Source organism: Paenibacillus sp. FSL K6-2393 (assembly GCF_038002545.1).
In the GTDB taxonomy this organism is placed as follows: Bacteria; Bacillota; Bacilli; order Paenibacillales; family Paenibacillaceae; genus Paenibacillus.
In genome coordinates, this window is sequence record NZ_JBBOCU010000001.1 from 265,474 (window position 1) to 280,439 (window position 14,966).

16 protein-coding genes are annotated in these 14,966 nt (G+C 46.5%); 8 read left to right on the forward strand and 8 right to left on the reverse strand.

From position 1 onward, the window contains the following. Positions 1-307: 307 nt before the first annotated feature. Positions 308-463: a hypothetical protein gene (locus tag MHI14_RS01170; protein ID WP_165980318.1), complete on the reverse strand. Its 156-nt coding sequence runs from the start codon at positions 461-463 to the stop codon at positions 308-310. A 233-nt stretch (positions 464-696) separates the two neighbouring features. On the opposite strand from MHI14_RS01170, the gene MHI14_RS01175 reads away from it, so the two are divergent. The 4 genes from MHI14_RS01175 to MHI14_RS01190 all read left to right on the forward strand — a co-directional run bounded on the left by MHI14_RS01175 (position 697) and on the right by MHI14_RS01190 (position 4,118). Continuing rightward, positions 697-1,368 carry an FHA domain-containing protein gene (locus MHI14_RS01175; RefSeq protein WP_133386282.1) on the forward strand — a complete coding sequence of 224 codons (672 nt, stop codon included), beginning with the start codon at positions 697-699 and terminating at the stop codon, positions 1,366-1,368. A 26-nt stretch (positions 1,369-1,394) separates the two neighbouring features. Next, positions 1,395-1,985, forward strand: coding sequence for a class I SAM-dependent methyltransferase (locus tag MHI14_RS01180; RefSeq protein WP_133386281.1), 591 nt, complete (start codon positions 1,395-1,397; stop codon positions 1,983-1,985). A gap of 104 nt (positions 1,986-2,089) precedes the next feature. Next, positions 2,090-2,554 carry a MarR family transcriptional regulator gene (locus tag MHI14_RS01185; RefSeq protein ID WP_133386280.1) on the forward strand — a complete coding sequence of 155 codons (465 nt, stop codon included), beginning with the start codon at positions 2,090-2,092 and terminating at the stop codon, positions 2,552-2,554. 154 nt (positions 2,555-2,708) lie between these two features. Continuing rightward, positions 2,709-4,118 carry an MDR family MFS transporter gene (locus MHI14_RS01190; protein ID WP_133386279.1) on the forward strand — a complete coding sequence of 470 codons (1,410 nt, stop codon included), beginning with the start codon at positions 2,709-2,711 and terminating at the stop codon, positions 4,116-4,118. A gap of 121 nt (positions 4,119-4,239) precedes the next feature. Here the strand turns inward: MHI14_RS01190 and MHI14_RS01195 are convergent, their stop codons facing one another. From MHI14_RS01195 to MHI14_RS01205, 3 genes are read right to left on the reverse strand one after another with little or no spacing between them, the layout of a single operon-like run. Then, positions 4,240-6,543, reverse strand: coding sequence for a carbohydrate-binding domain-containing protein (locus MHI14_RS01195; protein WP_341129734.1), 2,304 nt, complete (start codon positions 6,541-6,543; stop codon positions 4,240-4,242). A 27-nt stretch (positions 6,544-6,570) separates the two neighbouring features. Continuing rightward, positions 6,571-7,251 carry a DUF4956 domain-containing protein gene (locus MHI14_RS01200; RefSeq protein ID WP_036612177.1) on the reverse strand — a complete coding sequence of 227 codons (681 nt, stop codon included), beginning with the start codon at positions 7,249-7,251 and terminating at the stop codon, positions 6,571-6,573. Beyond that, a complete protein-coding gene (locus MHI14_RS01205) occupies positions 7,244-8,062 on the reverse strand; it encodes a polyphosphate polymerase domain-containing protein (protein WP_047841086.1) in 819 nt (272 codons plus the stop codon). Before MHI14_RS01205 ends, MHI14_RS01200 begins: the two co-directional genes overlap by 8 nt. 254 nt (positions 8,063-8,316) lie before the next feature. Here MHI14_RS01205 and MHI14_RS01210 point away from each other — a divergent pair, with 254 nt between their 5' ends. The 3 genes from MHI14_RS01210 (at position 8,317) to MHI14_RS01220 (ending at position 10,734) form a co-directional block, all read left to right on the forward strand. Then, a complete protein-coding gene (locus MHI14_RS01210) occupies positions 8,317-8,994 on the forward strand; it encodes a response regulator transcription factor (RefSeq protein ID WP_036612327.1) in 678 nt (225 codons plus the stop codon). Beyond that, positions 8,994-10,307 carry a sensor histidine kinase gene (locus MHI14_RS01215; protein ID WP_341129735.1) on the forward strand — a complete coding sequence of 438 codons (1,314 nt, stop codon included), beginning with the start codon at positions 8,994-8,996 and terminating at the stop codon, positions 10,305-10,307. The genes MHI14_RS01210 and MHI14_RS01215 overlap by 1 nt, the downstream gene beginning before the upstream one ends. A gap of 115 nt (positions 10,308-10,422) precedes the next feature. Next, entirely contained in the window at positions 10,423-10,734 is a 312-nt protein-coding gene (locus MHI14_RS01220) for a hypothetical protein (RefSeq protein ID WP_091036528.1), read from the forward strand. A 619-nt stretch (positions 10,735-11,353) separates the two neighbouring features. Here MHI14_RS01220 and MHI14_RS01225 read toward each other — a convergent pair. After that, entirely contained in the window at positions 11,354-12,121 is a 768-nt protein-coding gene (locus tag MHI14_RS01225; protein ID WP_091012476.1) for an SDR family NAD(P)-dependent oxidoreductase, read from the reverse strand. 196 nt (positions 12,122-12,317) lie between these two features. Between MHI14_RS01225 and MHI14_RS01230 the strand changes: the two genes are divergently transcribed. Next, positions 12,318-12,956 carry a TetR/AcrR family transcriptional regulator gene (locus MHI14_RS01230; RefSeq protein ID WP_091035675.1) on the forward strand — a complete coding sequence of 213 codons (639 nt, stop codon included), beginning with the start codon at positions 12,318-12,320 and terminating at the stop codon, positions 12,954-12,956. A gap of 6 nt (positions 12,957-12,962) precedes the next feature. Here MHI14_RS01230 and cobA read toward each other — a convergent pair whose 3' ends face one another. The 3 genes from cobA to nirD are packed head-to-tail and all read right to left on the reverse strand — an operon-like array spanning position 12,963 to position 14,966. After that, positions 12,963-13,733, reverse strand: a complete 771-nt coding sequence (gene cobA / locus MHI14_RS01235) for a uroporphyrinogen-III C-methyltransferase (protein WP_339311366.1) — start codon at positions 13,731-13,733, stop codon at positions 12,963-12,965. After that, positions 13,730-14,611 (reverse strand): formate/nitrite transporter family protein, encoded by an 882-nt coding sequence (locus tag MHI14_RS01240; protein ID WP_341129736.1) that lies wholly within the window; start codon positions 14,609-14,611, stop codon positions 13,730-13,732. The genes cobA and MHI14_RS01240 overlap by 4 nt, the downstream gene beginning before the upstream one ends. Positions 14,612-14,648: 37 nt before the next feature. After that, positions 14,649-14,966, reverse strand: coding sequence for a nitrite reductase small subunit NirD (nirD, locus tag MHI14_RS01245; RefSeq protein ID WP_074092734.1), 318 nt, complete (start codon positions 14,964-14,966; stop codon positions 14,649-14,651).

Consider the following 14,966-nt stretch of genomic DNA (forward strand, 5'->3'; position numbering starts at 1 on the left):
GGCCCTGTAGCTCTTATCGTGTATGCGTGGAGGAAATTCGGTGTGAGAAAGAAACGGCGTTAAGGTGAGTGTGGATGTCCATTGTCCACTTCGTTTCGCTTTGGGAAATAAGTCGTTATCTCTGTTGATCGAACGGATAGACGATCTTGCGTGTAACATAGATTTTTTGGTTTGAAATAAGGCTCCGGGCTGCTGTGACCAGCAATCCGGGGCCTTATTGATCTGTTTTAATTTGGATTCGATCCCATAGCCTAATATGACATTCGTGAAACGTTTTGCGCAGAGATCGCGTTATAATAGAGTAGACTTAAGGTTGGATCTTCATTTGTAACCATGAGGTTTCGGAAGCCGATGTGCCTTTCAGTGATTCTCCGCCATCATCATTCATACGGGAGAGCACGGTTAATGTCATGGACAGGGCAAAGGCGAGCAATACGTATATGAAAATGTTTTTTTTGTTCATCAGAAGGTACCTCTCTTGTTGAATGAGCTAAAGTAGACATCCGGCCGTCATGAGAAAAAAAGCACAACGTCTGGTATAGTAGAGTGAGTAGAACCGAACTTCATTCGTTCCTGTATACCACTATATTGAACTATAGCGGTGCAAACAATGGAACAAATCTGATGAATTTATCATTATTGTTATGAAATGTTTATAGAGATCGAGTGAGTGATCATTGAAGGTGGGAGAATAACATGCGGGAGACGGCAAAAATCGTCATTCGTACGCCAGGACAGGAAAGTGACGGCTCATTCGCTTATGTAAGCCAGGGTCGCTCCATTACGGTGGGACGTTACACAGGCGGTAGTGAATTGGACTTGTCTGTTTATAATCAGATGATATCGAAGCGGCATTGCCGCATTCATTATGATGTACAGCAACAGTTATGGATCGAAGATCTGGATAGCAAAAATGGAACCGAACTGAACGGGCAGCGCCTCGTTCCCTATGAGAAATATCCGTTTAGTGAGGGAGACAGCCTGACGTTGGTCAACGGCCTGATCCAGCTTCGCGCTGAAGGTGATCTTGGAGAGACGAGGGAATATCGGTTGTCGGATCTGCTGGGTGAGGGCGTACGCTTGCAGGATCACCTGCAAACCGTGCAGATCGGTGAAGTGGAGATTCCGCTGTCCAAGAAGGAGTATCAGCTGTTCAAATTGCTGTATAGTCAACTGGACCATTTTGTGACCCGAGAGCAGATTGTGGCTCAGGTGTGGCCGGAGCGGAGCATGCTGGAGAGTGAAGCTGTAGGGATCGACGAGATTAACTCGCTCATCTATCGGACGAATCGTAAGCTGGGTGTACACTTTACCATCAAGTCCGTTTATAAAAAGGGTGTATATATGAAGTCTCATGTGCCAGAATGAATGAGTGATAACAAAGGGATGAGTTCATGTTCATCATTTACCTGATTCCATGGCTGATTCCATGGCTGATTGCCGTGGTGACATTGATCGGTGTCATATCCATCGTACTTGTCAGTTGGAAAAACGGGATTTCCCCGATGCCCACATCCGGCCGCGTCAGGCAGGTGGTCATTCAAGAGGTAAACCGCATTCCAGGGTACGGCGATGTGCTCGAAGCCGGCTCCGGATGGGGCACACTGGGAATGGATGTTGTAAGGCATTGCCCTGGTAAAAGGCTGACCGGGATTGAGAATTCTATCATTCCCTTATGGTCTTCCCAAATCATTGCCTATCTCAGTGTTCGCTTACGCCGAGCGAAGGGAAACAAGCACTCTCTCAAGGGCAGACTGCGCTTCATGCGCGGGGATATCTACACCAGTTCCTATGAACATGCGGATTGTGTGATCTGTTATCTGTTTCCGGGAGCGATGACCCGACTTCTGGACAAGTTCAGTCGGGAGCTTCCGCCGGGTGCCAAGGTGATTAGCGTCTGTTTTGCCCTGCCGGGCAAGGAACCGCTACGCACAATAACATGTCGAGATGCCCTACGTACCAAGGTGTATGTGTATGCTTTTTAATGAAGAAGCTTATGATTGGAGACAGGAGAAACCGGAGGAATGAGCCCCTCATGTTTCTGCTTTTTTTCAATGCATGTTATAACTCACGTGGGGTGTATATAGCTATGAATAAACAAGAACAAGTGACTGATCATTTCAGAGAATTATTTAATAAAATGGTCTGGATTAACAAGTCGAAGATGGAAGCCAGTCTTCGTGGTTATAAATCTTCCGAAGTTCATTGCATTGAATATATTGGAAAGAATATCGATCCCAATGTGACAAAGCTTGCAGAGTCGCTGTATATGACCAAGGGTGCCATAAGTAAATTGACGAAGAAACTTATCGAAAAAAAACTGATCGAAGTCTACCAGAAGCCGGAGAACAAGAAAGAAGTCTATTTCAGACTGACCGAGAAAGGGAACGTTGTATTCGGTATTCACGAGGAACTTCACCAAGAATTTCAAAAGCGGGATCAGGCTGTGTTTGAGCAGGTAACCGAAGCGCAATTGGAGGGCATGCTCAGGTTTATGGAGCAATACAGCAAACATTTGGACGCAGAGATAAAGAAACAGGGTTTGGACATTTAGATAAATGTGTGTAATGAAGGGTAACACAAAAAAGCAACTTACTCTAATCGAGGGTAGGTTGCTTTTTTATTTGAATAATTATTGTTGACAAGGAAACTAAAAAGAGTTACATTTTTTGTTGAATAGGAAACAATAATACAAAGAGGAGACACATATGACTAAAGAAAACGTCAAAACCACTGAATTACCAAAAGAGGTGCTCATTGCAGCCTGGGCTATAGCTCTTGGAGCCATTGCACCTTTGCTTGACTCTACCATGGTGAATATTGCCATAGATCAATTAACACATGATTTCAATACAACCTTGACCATTATTCAATGGGCCATTACAGGCTATATTCTCGCTCTTGCCATGGCAGTTCCCATCTCCGGTTGGCTTATGAACAAGTTTAATAGCAAGAAGATTTTCATTGGTGCTGTTATCCTATTTGGAGTGATTTCTATTTTAGTAGGTGTTAGCTGGAACATTTCGAGTTTTATCTTTTTCCGTTTACTTCAAGGGTTCAGCGCAGGGGTGATTACGACCCTCATGTTTACCCTCTTGGTGAAAACGGCAGGGAAAGATCACTTGGGAAAAGTGATGGCCATCGTAAGTACGCCTATGATCTTCGGCCCTATTCTGGGTCCGGTCCTTGGAGGATTCATCGTTCAGGTGGCATCCTGGCAATGGATTTTCTTCATTAACGTGTTTATCGTGTTGATTGCTGCGCCAGTAATGATGAAAACAATTCCTGACTTTGAACCTTTCAACAAAGAGAATAAGCTTGATCTGTTTGGCATTATTAATTTGTCTTCCATGAGCGGGGCTTTAATCTACGGGATAACGAGAGCTGCGGAACATGCTACGTTTAACAATAATGAAACGATCTTATGGGTGGGTATTGGTGTGGGTTTGGCTGTCATATATATGGCTTATAATCTCATTCGCAAGAATCAAACGGTCCTGCCCATGAGTTTGTTTACTTATAAAAGTTTTGCTGCTTCAAGCGCGGGCTTGTTTATGGCAAATATTGCTCTCATGGGCCCGATGTTAATCCTCCCGCTATTCTTTCAAAACTTTCGCCATTTTACGGCGATTGAAACAGCAGTTGCTCTTATCCCCCAAGGGGTTGGGATGCTTGTTACTCGGCCTTTACTTGGAAAAATGATTGATAAAATTGGACCCAAATATGTAGTGATTGTCAGTTTATTTCTTTCTCTCATTGGTTCAATTCCGCTTATTTTCATCTCTGATAAAACAAGTATGATCTGGATTTCCGTTATATTGTTAATTCGTGGTGCGAGTATTGGAGGGATTAGCCTGCCGTTAACAAGTGAAGCATACACTGGGCTTGATAGCACGCAGCTCCCCGAAGCGAGTGTGGGCATTAATATGATTGAGAATCTTGGTTCAAGCTTTGGCTCAGCTATTATCGCAACGGTTGTTGCAACGGTCATACAAGGGTTGCAACCAACGGTCATAAATGAGTTGAAAGGGTACCATGCCGGATTTCTATTATCCAGCGTTATTCTTGTAATTATTCTAATCCCTAGTTTGTATCTTACAAATAAAAGGAACGCATGAGGAACGCATGAACAGTTACTCATGTTCTTCCTGAAAAAATGAAAGCACTAGGTCCCGAATTCACTGTTATCGTGATTTCGGGACCTAGTGCTTCTAATTATAACTTAACTACAAATTATGATTATTTTGCAGAATCGGTAGTGCCTGTGCTGTCCGATGTTGTACCGGATTGCGAACGATTCCGTCCGCCTCCGAATCCGCCTTGTCCACCTCCACCAGGACCGCCCATACCTGTATTGGCTGTGGTTACACCAGATTCATTCACCCAAGTCACATTACTGGTCGATTGGAATGCAACCACCTGGGTTCCGCCACTGTAGGTACCGTCTGTGTAGAGTCCATCCACCGCTTTACCTGTAGACGTACCACCGGAGTAGATCACGTAGGAACCATCTTTTTTCAGATCCGGGGAGCTGACAACGACAGTTTGATAATCTTTTGCCGGAGCGAATGTCAGAATGTTGTTGCCTTCGCTATCTTGTACATGTACAAGTGTTCCAGCTTTTTGCGTTGCAGGGAATGTCATCACAATGGTATTTTGCGTAGACGCATCGGATGTTCCTTGTGCCATACCAGAGCTTCCGGCAGCCACGAGGTATCCACCGCTGATTTCAAATGTACCGTCATAATCCAATGCTCCGTTACCGTTATCCGTCGGTCCGTTCACAATAACCGTTCCGCCAGTCATATTAATGGAACCATTGGAATCCAGTCCGTCACCACCTGCGTTCACAGTGAGGAAGCCGCCGTTAATGTGGAACTCGTTATTGCTTGCTGCTGCACCACCCATACCGCCCGGTCCACGTCCTTGCTGATTAGCAGTTGTACCTTGGGATGCCTGATCGGTAGTTGATGTTGTACCTGTCGTTTCGGTTACAGAGATGTTCGATGTCGTTGTTGCATCGGTTGCTGTAGTAGCGCTACCTGTACTTGCCGTTGTATTCGCAGCTGTTTCCGTCTCGCCACCTGCAGCATTTACGCCATCATCGGATGCCGTTACATCTACATCCCCATCGTTCAGGGTGATGATTGCTCCTTCAAGTCCTTCATAACTCTTCGCAATCGTGATGGTTCCGCCGTTAATCGTCAGGGCCTGATCGGCATGAATGCCGTCATCACCAGATTCAATGTTGAATGTTCCGTCGTTAACTGTCACGTTATTGTTGCTGTGCAGGGAATCATCCATGGAATCTATGGTATACGTACCGCCATTAACCGTAAGATCTGTACCTGCTTTGAGTGCTTTGGCACTTGTGGACTCGGTTGCTGTTGTTGCTGTGTCAGCATCGGCATTAGAATCCGTTGTTGCTGTTGCATTGGCAGAGCTGGATGCTGCTGCGCCGTTTGTATTAGCACCTGCATTGGTACCGCCGTTATTAGGCATCTCCGGCATATCCGCAGGAGGTTCGCCATCTGGTGGTGTGCCCATATCGGTTGGAGGTGTGCCGCCACCCCATCCACCGCCACCGCCGCCAAATGGACCTTCTTCTACTTTGGCTGGTGCATTGGCGCTACCGCCGCCCGTTACAATGTTGTATGTGCCGCCATCTGCCACGAGTGCGGTTTCGGCTTGAATACCATCATTGCCACTTTGGATATCGAAGGTACCCCCTGCGATAGCAACGAAGCCTTTAGTGGTGTCCGTGTCATTGGTTGATTTAATACCGTCGCCTTCGGCTTCAATGGTAATGGTGCCCGCTTGAATTGCGACCATATCTTTACCTTTGATGCCGTCATCGGCTGCTTTGACGCTGATGCTACCACTAATGATTTTCAGATCATCCTTGCTCGTAATGCCTTCATTATAGTTACCTGTGACGGTCAATTGACCTGCACCATTGAATGTAAGATCTGCTTTGCTGAAGATTGCAGCATCGGGCTCGTCTGTCGTAGCATCGGCGTACACATATGTTTTACCATCGGAAACGGTATTCTTGGTTCCTTTTTCGAGCGTAATTACCGCTTTACCAGCCTTCTGAATATAGATCGCGGCACTGTCATTATCATGGATGGTAGCTCCGTTTAATACGAGATGTACGGTACCCTTATCGGCAACGTTGACCACGATCTGGCCATCCGTTAGCTCACCGCTAAGTACATAAGTGCCTGCTTCGGAGATGGTTACCGAACCATTCGCTGCTTTTGCGCCCGAACCGGTCACCGTTGCAGTTGTTCCGTTCAGCTTAATCGCTGTGGAATCTGCCTCACTCCAGCTAATATTGGTATCGTCAGCATCCAGAGAGACCAGATCCGCGTATTTTACAGAAGTTTGCTCGCTGACGGATACCGTTTTGGTTGTTCCTGTCGTTGATGTTGCGGCATTGGCCGTTGTGCTTGTGGTTGCTGGTGAACTGCATGCGGCGAGTAGGCTGGTAATCATGGCGATGGACCAAAGTTTGCTGCCTGTTATCATGTTTTTCTTCATATTAGATCGTTCCCTTCGAATTAAAAATTAATATTCCGTGGTTGGACTCATGGTTAACGAGATATCCAGGTTGCCGTTCCGTGTGCGGATCGCATCGAGGAATTCCTTTTGGCTAACACTTTCGTGAATGGTTACACTGTAGACCAGCTCATACAGACTGCCGAGTTCGGTCGTTCTGATTTTTTTCAAATCAAAAGGTACATTGAATGTATGGAACACTTCATTAAGTGCTTCTTCATAGCTCAAGTTTTCAGGGATGGTGACTTTTAGCGTTTTCAGCTGACTCTTCTTGCCGCCGAAGTTGAAGCGACTCAGGACAAACATCAGTACACACAGGATAATTGTGAACAGAACCGCGTATCCAAAAGCGCCTACACCACAGGCAAGACCGGAAGCCATCGTGAACAATACATAAGCAATGTCCTTTGGATCACCAGGGGCACTTCGGAATCGGATGATGGAGAAGGCACCTGCCAAGCTGAATGCTCGAGCGATGTTGCTGCCGATAAGCAGGATGATGATGGCGACAATGACGGGCAGGACAACCATCGTTAAGGTAAAGCTTTGCGAGTATGTGCTTTGGTTAGTCTTCATGTAGGTGAGGCTGATGACCAATCCGAGAATGATGGCAAGACCAATGGTAATGACTGCGTTGTTAAACGTCAGGTTGGTATCGGTTAGGGCTGAACTGAACAGTGAATCAAGCATATAGGACACGCTCTCTTTCTATAATCGTTTTATCTTGTTCTATGGATGGGTTGAAATCGGTACCTGGTACAAGGATGCGCTCCGTCTGGTAATTCAGGTTGGTTGTTCTCGCCAGATGTCTGAACTCGTTGCCGTATTTCGAAAATCCGGTGCGATATAGACCATGCTCACAGAGCAGTTGCGACAGCCATAGCGGAACGGTTTTCTCGGCTTTTACTTCCATCAGCCATCGACCGTCCTTCACCAGCGGTTCACCGTAATCGCCTTGTTCGAGCTTCAGATCATATCTGCGGCTACGAATGTTGGTGTCAAAGGTAATGCGGAGATCGCGGCTGTTCTTGTCGAAGAGCGCTTTGCGTTCGTATGCCAGATACACTTTCGGTTCCAGATCGTATACCCGAAGGAAATATTTGATCTCTTCGACAACTTGTTTGTTCATGTAATCGGCGAGCTCCGGCGCCTGTCCCGAACGGACGAATTCGTAAGCTTCATCCAGCTTCAAGGCGGTTCTGCGCTTGTTCACCAGGCCAAAGACTTTCTTTTTGATCTCCAGATATACTTTTGCGTTCTCTTCAGGTATTCCATAAGCCCGTAGTCTCAGCTTCTCCTTGTATTTTGGTTTGGAGAGACTGGCGCGAATCAGCGAATCCTGTGGAGTGTCGAAGTACAGGTTACTGATGGAGTAATACTCGTGTTTCTTGTTGTAGGCATCCAGCTCCATGTATTTCAGCAGGTCATTGTAGAAATGGGCGTACTGCTCATCCGTCAGAAGGTACTTGCTCTCATATCGGTTGAATACTTCAATCGCCATGTGGGACTCATTCCTTTCATTTGCGAGTTGTATGTTTTTTTCCATCGTGTATTGCTTCCATGTCTGTATCTTAGAGCCCCAACCTTGAATGAATCTTAAATGGTTTTACATTGCGTTAACATTTTTTTACCTTCCTATAATAGTGCGCATACACAAAATGAATTAAGATTGATTCAAGGTTTGATTGATAGAATAGGTGATATCATAAAGAGTTAATTGAAGACGAATAATTCAAGCAGAGGAATGAATAGAGCATGAGAATATTAATTGCGGAAGATGAGGTTCATTTGGCAGAGGCTGTATCGCAGATTTTGAAAAAAAACAACTACTCCGTGGACATGGTCCACGACGGCAGATCAGGACTCGATTATGCGCAGAGCGGCATCTACGACCTGTTACTACTCGACATCATGATGCCGGAGATGGACGGTATCACCGTCCTGAAGAAACTCCGCAGTGAAGGGAATCATACGCCTGTCATTCTGCTCACGGCCAAAGGTGAACTGTCAGACAAAGTCACAGGCCTCGATTATGGTGCCGATGATTATATCGCCAAGCCCTTTGCCACAGAGGAATTACTGGCAAGGATTCGTGCAGCCTTACGACGGAAGGGCGAAGTGGTCCCGGAGGATGGGTTGAAGTTTGGCGACATTGAGCTGAACACAACTCAGTTAAAGCTGAGTGTTCAGGGTAAGGAGATCAAGCTGAATCTGAAGGAGAATGAACTGCTGGAGCTGTTGATTGCCCGCAAACAGGCGATTACCTCCAAAGAGCAGATTATTGAGAAGTTATGGGGATTTGATTCGGAAGTGGAGTATAACAATGTGGAGGTGTACATCTCGTTTTTGCGCAAAAAATTAACCTTCCTGAACTCTGCTGTCCGCATTAACACGATTCGGGGTGTCGGGTATGTACTTGAGGTGACGTCCTGATGTTCAAGAAACTTCGAAATCGGTTCCTGATCGTGAATCTGGTGTCCATATCCATTATGATGCTGGTGGCATTTGCGACGATCTATACAATTACTTATCAGAATGTGCAGCGTGAGACAAATATGGAGCTCTACAAGGTGTCTGATTTCTATCACAGTCCTTATAATTCATCCAAGATGCCGCGCGGGGAAGGGCAGGGTTCCGGTACAGATTCGTTTCCCTCCGATGCCATGGGTGGTGATAATGGAGGACCGGGGGGTGATCCCAACTCACCACCGGCACGTTCCGTTTCGTTCATGATTAAGACGGATGATCAGTGGAAGATTACGGATACACATTCCCGATTTGATATGGAAGATACGTTCTATACCGAGGCGCTGCAAAAGGTTGACCAGAATAAAGTTGGTGATTCGGAACGGCAGACGGGGCAATTTGCGCTGGATGGAACGGACTGGGCCTATGTAGTTGATCCGAGCGGTGACGGGCATATGATCGTATTTATTGATGTGACGGCACAACAGGGCATTCTGACGAACCTGATTTATACATTTGCTGTTGTTGGACTGGTCATGTTGATTGTGATCTACTTCCTGAGCCGTTATTTTGCCAATCGTTCCATTGCACCAGTCAGAGAAGCGTTTGAGAAGCAAAAACAATTCATCGGTGATGCTTCACATGAGCTGAAGACACCTCTGGCGATCATCAATACCAATGCTGACGTACTGCTTGCGAATCAGGAGGATACTATAGCAAACCAGGCGAAGTGGCTGCACTATATCAAGTCGGAAACTGAGCGCATGACCGGACTTACGAATGATCTGCTCTATCTGACTCAGATGGATGACTCGCGCTCCACGATGATTCATGCGAAGTTTAATATGAGTGATGCGGTAGAAAGTATTATTTTGCCAATGGAGGCCGTTATTTTTGAGAAAAACATCTCCCTCGATTACAACATTGAGCCGAATCTTACGGTCCATGGGAATAGTGAGCAGATCAAACAGGTCATTCTGATCCTGCTTGATAATGCTGTGAAATATTCCGGTCCAAAAGGCGCCGTAAACGTCACCCTCCAGAAACAGAATAATGATGTCATGCTGGCCGTATCCAACACAGGTGAAGGCATTGCACCGGAACATCTGGATCGGATCTTCGATCGATTCTATCGTACGGATTCGTCAAGAGCCCGCAAACATGGTGGGCATGGTCTGGGGCTGGCGATTGCTCGTTCCATTGTGGATCAGCACAAAGGTGAGGTGTACGCTCGAAGTGTAGTCGGTGAGGGTGCTACATTTTACGTGCGGTTGTCGTAGGGGGGGAGTGATGAGCGGGCACCACACTAATCCTTCGCTCCCGCTCTATAATTGTTCTTCAGGCATAAGTTCTGCCTGTAGTGGGTTAACCTATGCTACAATGGCAACAGTATGTATGAATCAAGGAGATGAACTGAACGTGGCAGAAGCAAACGCAATTAATGAACAAGAAATGATGCAATATATTGCAGATAAAACAAAGGCAAGCCAAGCGAACATCGCTCTTGTGTTGAAGCATGAGCAAGCGTACATCAACAAGGCGCACGAAAATGCCAAAGGTAACGATGTGGATATTGACGGCGATGATCTGGCAGACTATATCCTTAGTCGCAAAGATGTGAAGCTGGATGAGTTGACCGTGGAAAGCATCCTGGATGCTGAGATGGACTACTTGATGGACAAGGGTCACGCGGGATACATCGATTAAGTTAAGCGTAGGCAAAATCTAACGAACCTGACACGACTTATTCGGGTATTTCTCGCTCGATTGGGAATGTAACGAATCTGAGATGTGTTATTCTCTGGATTTTAGGACTTTTCGATGCAATTGCAGCATTTCCGCGGAATTAGCGTGTTTGAGATTCGTTAGTTCGGGAAATAAGCGCTTTTTGCCGAAATAAGGTGCCTTAGGTTCGTTAGAGTAATCACAAGGTGCAACGAGGTGTTAAATGGCTGTTTCAAAAGTACATTTTCACAGATACAGCCTTATGCATGGCAAGTGTAGTACTATAAAAAAGACCTCAACTCCACAATACTGTGGTGTTGAGGCCTTTTTTAGATTGTAGCGACCAGGCATCCCTTCGGGAACACCTGTCGGTATAACTTTTCTAAGGATGGACTTGAAGTTCTATCGGACCGGATAACTATATCGGATCATTTGTCGAGTCTCGCTATGAGTACAGCTGGATGAGTGTTGACCTATCGGACAGCCTCATTGAGCTGTACTCATCTGTTTGCATCCGTTTTGCCTACAGTCATCCTTATTGGACATCGCTGTAAGGTGAGATTTTTAGGCAATCCCTATCAATCCTACCGTTTACAGCTTCTTATTGACCCATCATACCGCCATCTACGGTGTAGAGGGAAGCTGTTACATAGGATGCTTCTTCAGACAACAGGAAGTTCATTACCGCAGCAACTTCTTCCGGTTCACCGTAACGGCCCATTGGAATGGCAGATACCGTAGCAGATTGGTAATCTTCCACGTTGCCGGAGTTAGCTTCGATCTGACGCATCATACGGGTATTGATTGTGCCTGGCAATACAGCGTTAACCCGGATATTATAAGGTGCCAGTTCATTGGCAGCGGTACGCGTGAGGCCAACTACTGCATGTTTGGACATAATATATGGAGATACGGCAGGTGCACCCATCAGACCCGCGAGGGAAGAGGTATTTAGAATCGCACCGGATTTTTGTTTTTTCATAACCGGAATGACATTTTGCAGACCCAGGAATACCCCGCGAATGTTGACGTTATATACCGTATCCAGTGCTTCAACACTCAGGTCTTCGATCAGCCCTGTTGGACCTTCAATTCCGGCGTTGTTAGCAAAATAATCGATTCGGCCAAACGCATCCAATGCTTTTTGCACATAGTTTTTCACGTCTGCTTCTTGAGATACGTTCGCTTTTACTGCGATGACGTGCTCTTTGTCGAGGTTCAGATCAGTAATCGTCTGCTGGATGGCTTCTTCATTCAGGTCGACCAGAACTAGATTGATTTTGCGCTCTGCAAGGCGGCGTGCCAATTCTTTACCAATGCCTCCGGCTGCTCCTGTAATTACGGCTGTATGTGTATACGTTGTACTCATGATATATTCGCTCCTTATTCATTATTGGCAGGTATTTCTCAAAAAAAAGTTTCAACCTGTCGTCTATCTTTCCTGTCTCAATGTTAAGATATACATAGCAATGTGACAATAATCATTGACAGCGCATATGTCAGCTATCGGACAGAGGTGTAAGCGGTGTTTATTTATATTACAATAATGAACAAAGGAGGCGAGAATGTTGATCATTGAACATCCTCAGGATCGGAGAGCACGAAGAACACAGGATGCGATCATCGCTGCGGCGGTTTCTTTGATATTGGAGAAGGGAGCAGACGCTTTAACCATTCGGGATATTACGGAGCGGGCGGATTACAACCGTGGAACCTTTTATTTACATTTTCCCGGCAAACCGGAGTTGTTGCAGTTCATTCTGGATGATTTCATGCAGGGAGTGGGGCGAGCTTATGCAGAACCATACGCACAGCTCAAAGAAGTGGACATGACTGTATTGCTGCCATCCACGATGCCTGTATTCGAATATATTGAAGCCCATCAGGATATCTTTCGTGCATTAATAACGATGCATTCGGATATGGGTTCCCGGCTGTGCAATATGTTTAGAATGTATCTAACCGAAGATTTTGTATTGGTGACCGAGGATAGTGAGTGGACGATTAATTACGACATTATGTTAAGTTATCTGGTATCTGCTACGGTAGGTGTAATCATGCATTGGGCGGAGATTGGATTCAAGTATTCTGCGCATTATATGGGAGAGCAGCTTACGGCGCTGATTAACATCAAACCGACCCGTCTGCTGATTGAACCAGGGCAGAAGGGCCGGACTATTCACGAGCGTATGCTATTGGATTAAGTCAGATTATCCGGTCATGGAGGCGTTCGCGGCCTGTTGCATCTGAAGCAGCTGTTCGCGAATCAGGACCGACTCTCCGATCATGATCAATGCCGGGTTATTCACTTGATGTGACAGGGCGAGGGAATGGAGTTCGGCAAGTGTGCCGGTAATAATCCGTTCCTCCGAAGTGGTTCCTCGTTCGATTAAAGCCGCAGGAGTGTGTCCGCTTTTGCCATTGTGAAGCAATTCATGTTGGATCTGGGGCAGTTGGCTAATACCCATGTAGATGACCAGTGTGTCCACACTATGAGCGAGTAGATCCCAGCGAACCGATGATACACTTCCGTCACTGCCGGTTCCCGTAACACATGCGAAGGATGAAGCAACCCCGCGATGCGTTAACGGAATAAGGGAGGAAGCGGATGTACCTACAGCTGAAGTGATGCCAGGAATGATCTCAAATGCAATCCCTGCTTCCGCCAGCACAAGGGCTTCTTCACCGCCACGGCCAAAGATAAACGGATCGCCACCCTTGAGTCGTACAACTTGTTTGCCTTCCGCTGCATGGGCAGCAAGCATCCTTCCAATCATCTCCTGACTCATGGAGTGAAGGCCTGGCGCCTTGCCGCAGTAGATGCGGAGTGCTCCTTCACGAGCCTCAGCGAGCAATTGATCATTCACAAGCCGATCATACATAATGACATCTGCGGACTGAATGCGTTTCAGGGCTTTTACCGTAATCAGATCCGGATCTCCAGGACCAGCGCCAACAATACTAACCAGGCCCCGACTCATGATCGTGTCCCCAATTTCGTTGCAACATCGGAACTTGCCAATCCTGAACGACCACCCTGAATGGTTGCCAGTTTCGTCGATAGCTTCACCGGATTTCCCCAGTGGTGTGCAGCATATAGACCGAGGCCTGTAAATACAGCTCCGCCAATGAGGTTACCCAACAACACCGGGATCTGATTCCACAGCCACCAGTCAGCGATAGTAACCTGTGCGCCGAGCATCATGCCTGCCGGAATGACGAACATATTTACCACAGCATGCTCAAATCCTTGAGCGAAAAATATGGTAATGGGCAGCCACATCGCTACGATTTTGCCCAGTGTAGAAGTGGACGTCATTGCCATCACTGCCCCGAGTGTGACCATCCAGTTACATAGAATGGCTTTGATGATGACCAGTACAATGCCAGCCCCGCCCAAGTGCTGATATCCCAATGTTTTGGTTTCACTGGTCTGGATCAGCGTTTGTATTAGAGGGTTGCTCATATCCGTACCCATCTTGGTAATGGTCAGGCCGTATAACAGAGCATAGAATGCACATCCGAGCAGATGACCTGTGATCACCCAGAAATAATTTTGGAGCATATCCATCCATGTAATTCTACGTTTCAACACCGCGAGTGGAAGCATCGCAAAGTTTCCTGTCACCAATTCGAGACCCAGCAGAATAATGATGACAAATCCCGCCGGGAATATCAGTGCACCTGCCAAACCAACGGAAGTTTGAGATACAGCGGTATATGCCAGTGTGGTTGCAAAAGCAAGAATAGCCCCTGCCAGAAAACCGCGGATCAGCATCTGTACCCGATTCATTCTGGCTTTGCTCTCACCAGCTTCGACCATCGATTGCAGCACTTCTGCAGGTTTAACAAAATCCATAGCGCACGCCTCCTTGATGTCAGGGTATCTCTAGCCTTTAACCCGCAATTGTGATGTAGATTTCTCCGCTGTTGCCGTCCACTTCTGTTTTGTAGGTATTCAAGCAGCCTTCATCCGGCTCGTGTACCTTACCGTTACGCAGATCAATCTTCCAATCATGCAAAGGACAATGAACGGCTGTCCCGCATACCATACCCTCCGACAGTTTCCCGCCCTTGTGAGGGCAACGATTCTCGACGGCGTGCAGACTTCCGTCGCTCAGTTTGAAGACTGCAATTTCGGTATCCTGTATCAGGAAGGTCCGTGCTCCCTTTTCATCAATATCTGCAAGGTGTCCAATTCGGAATTTGTTCAT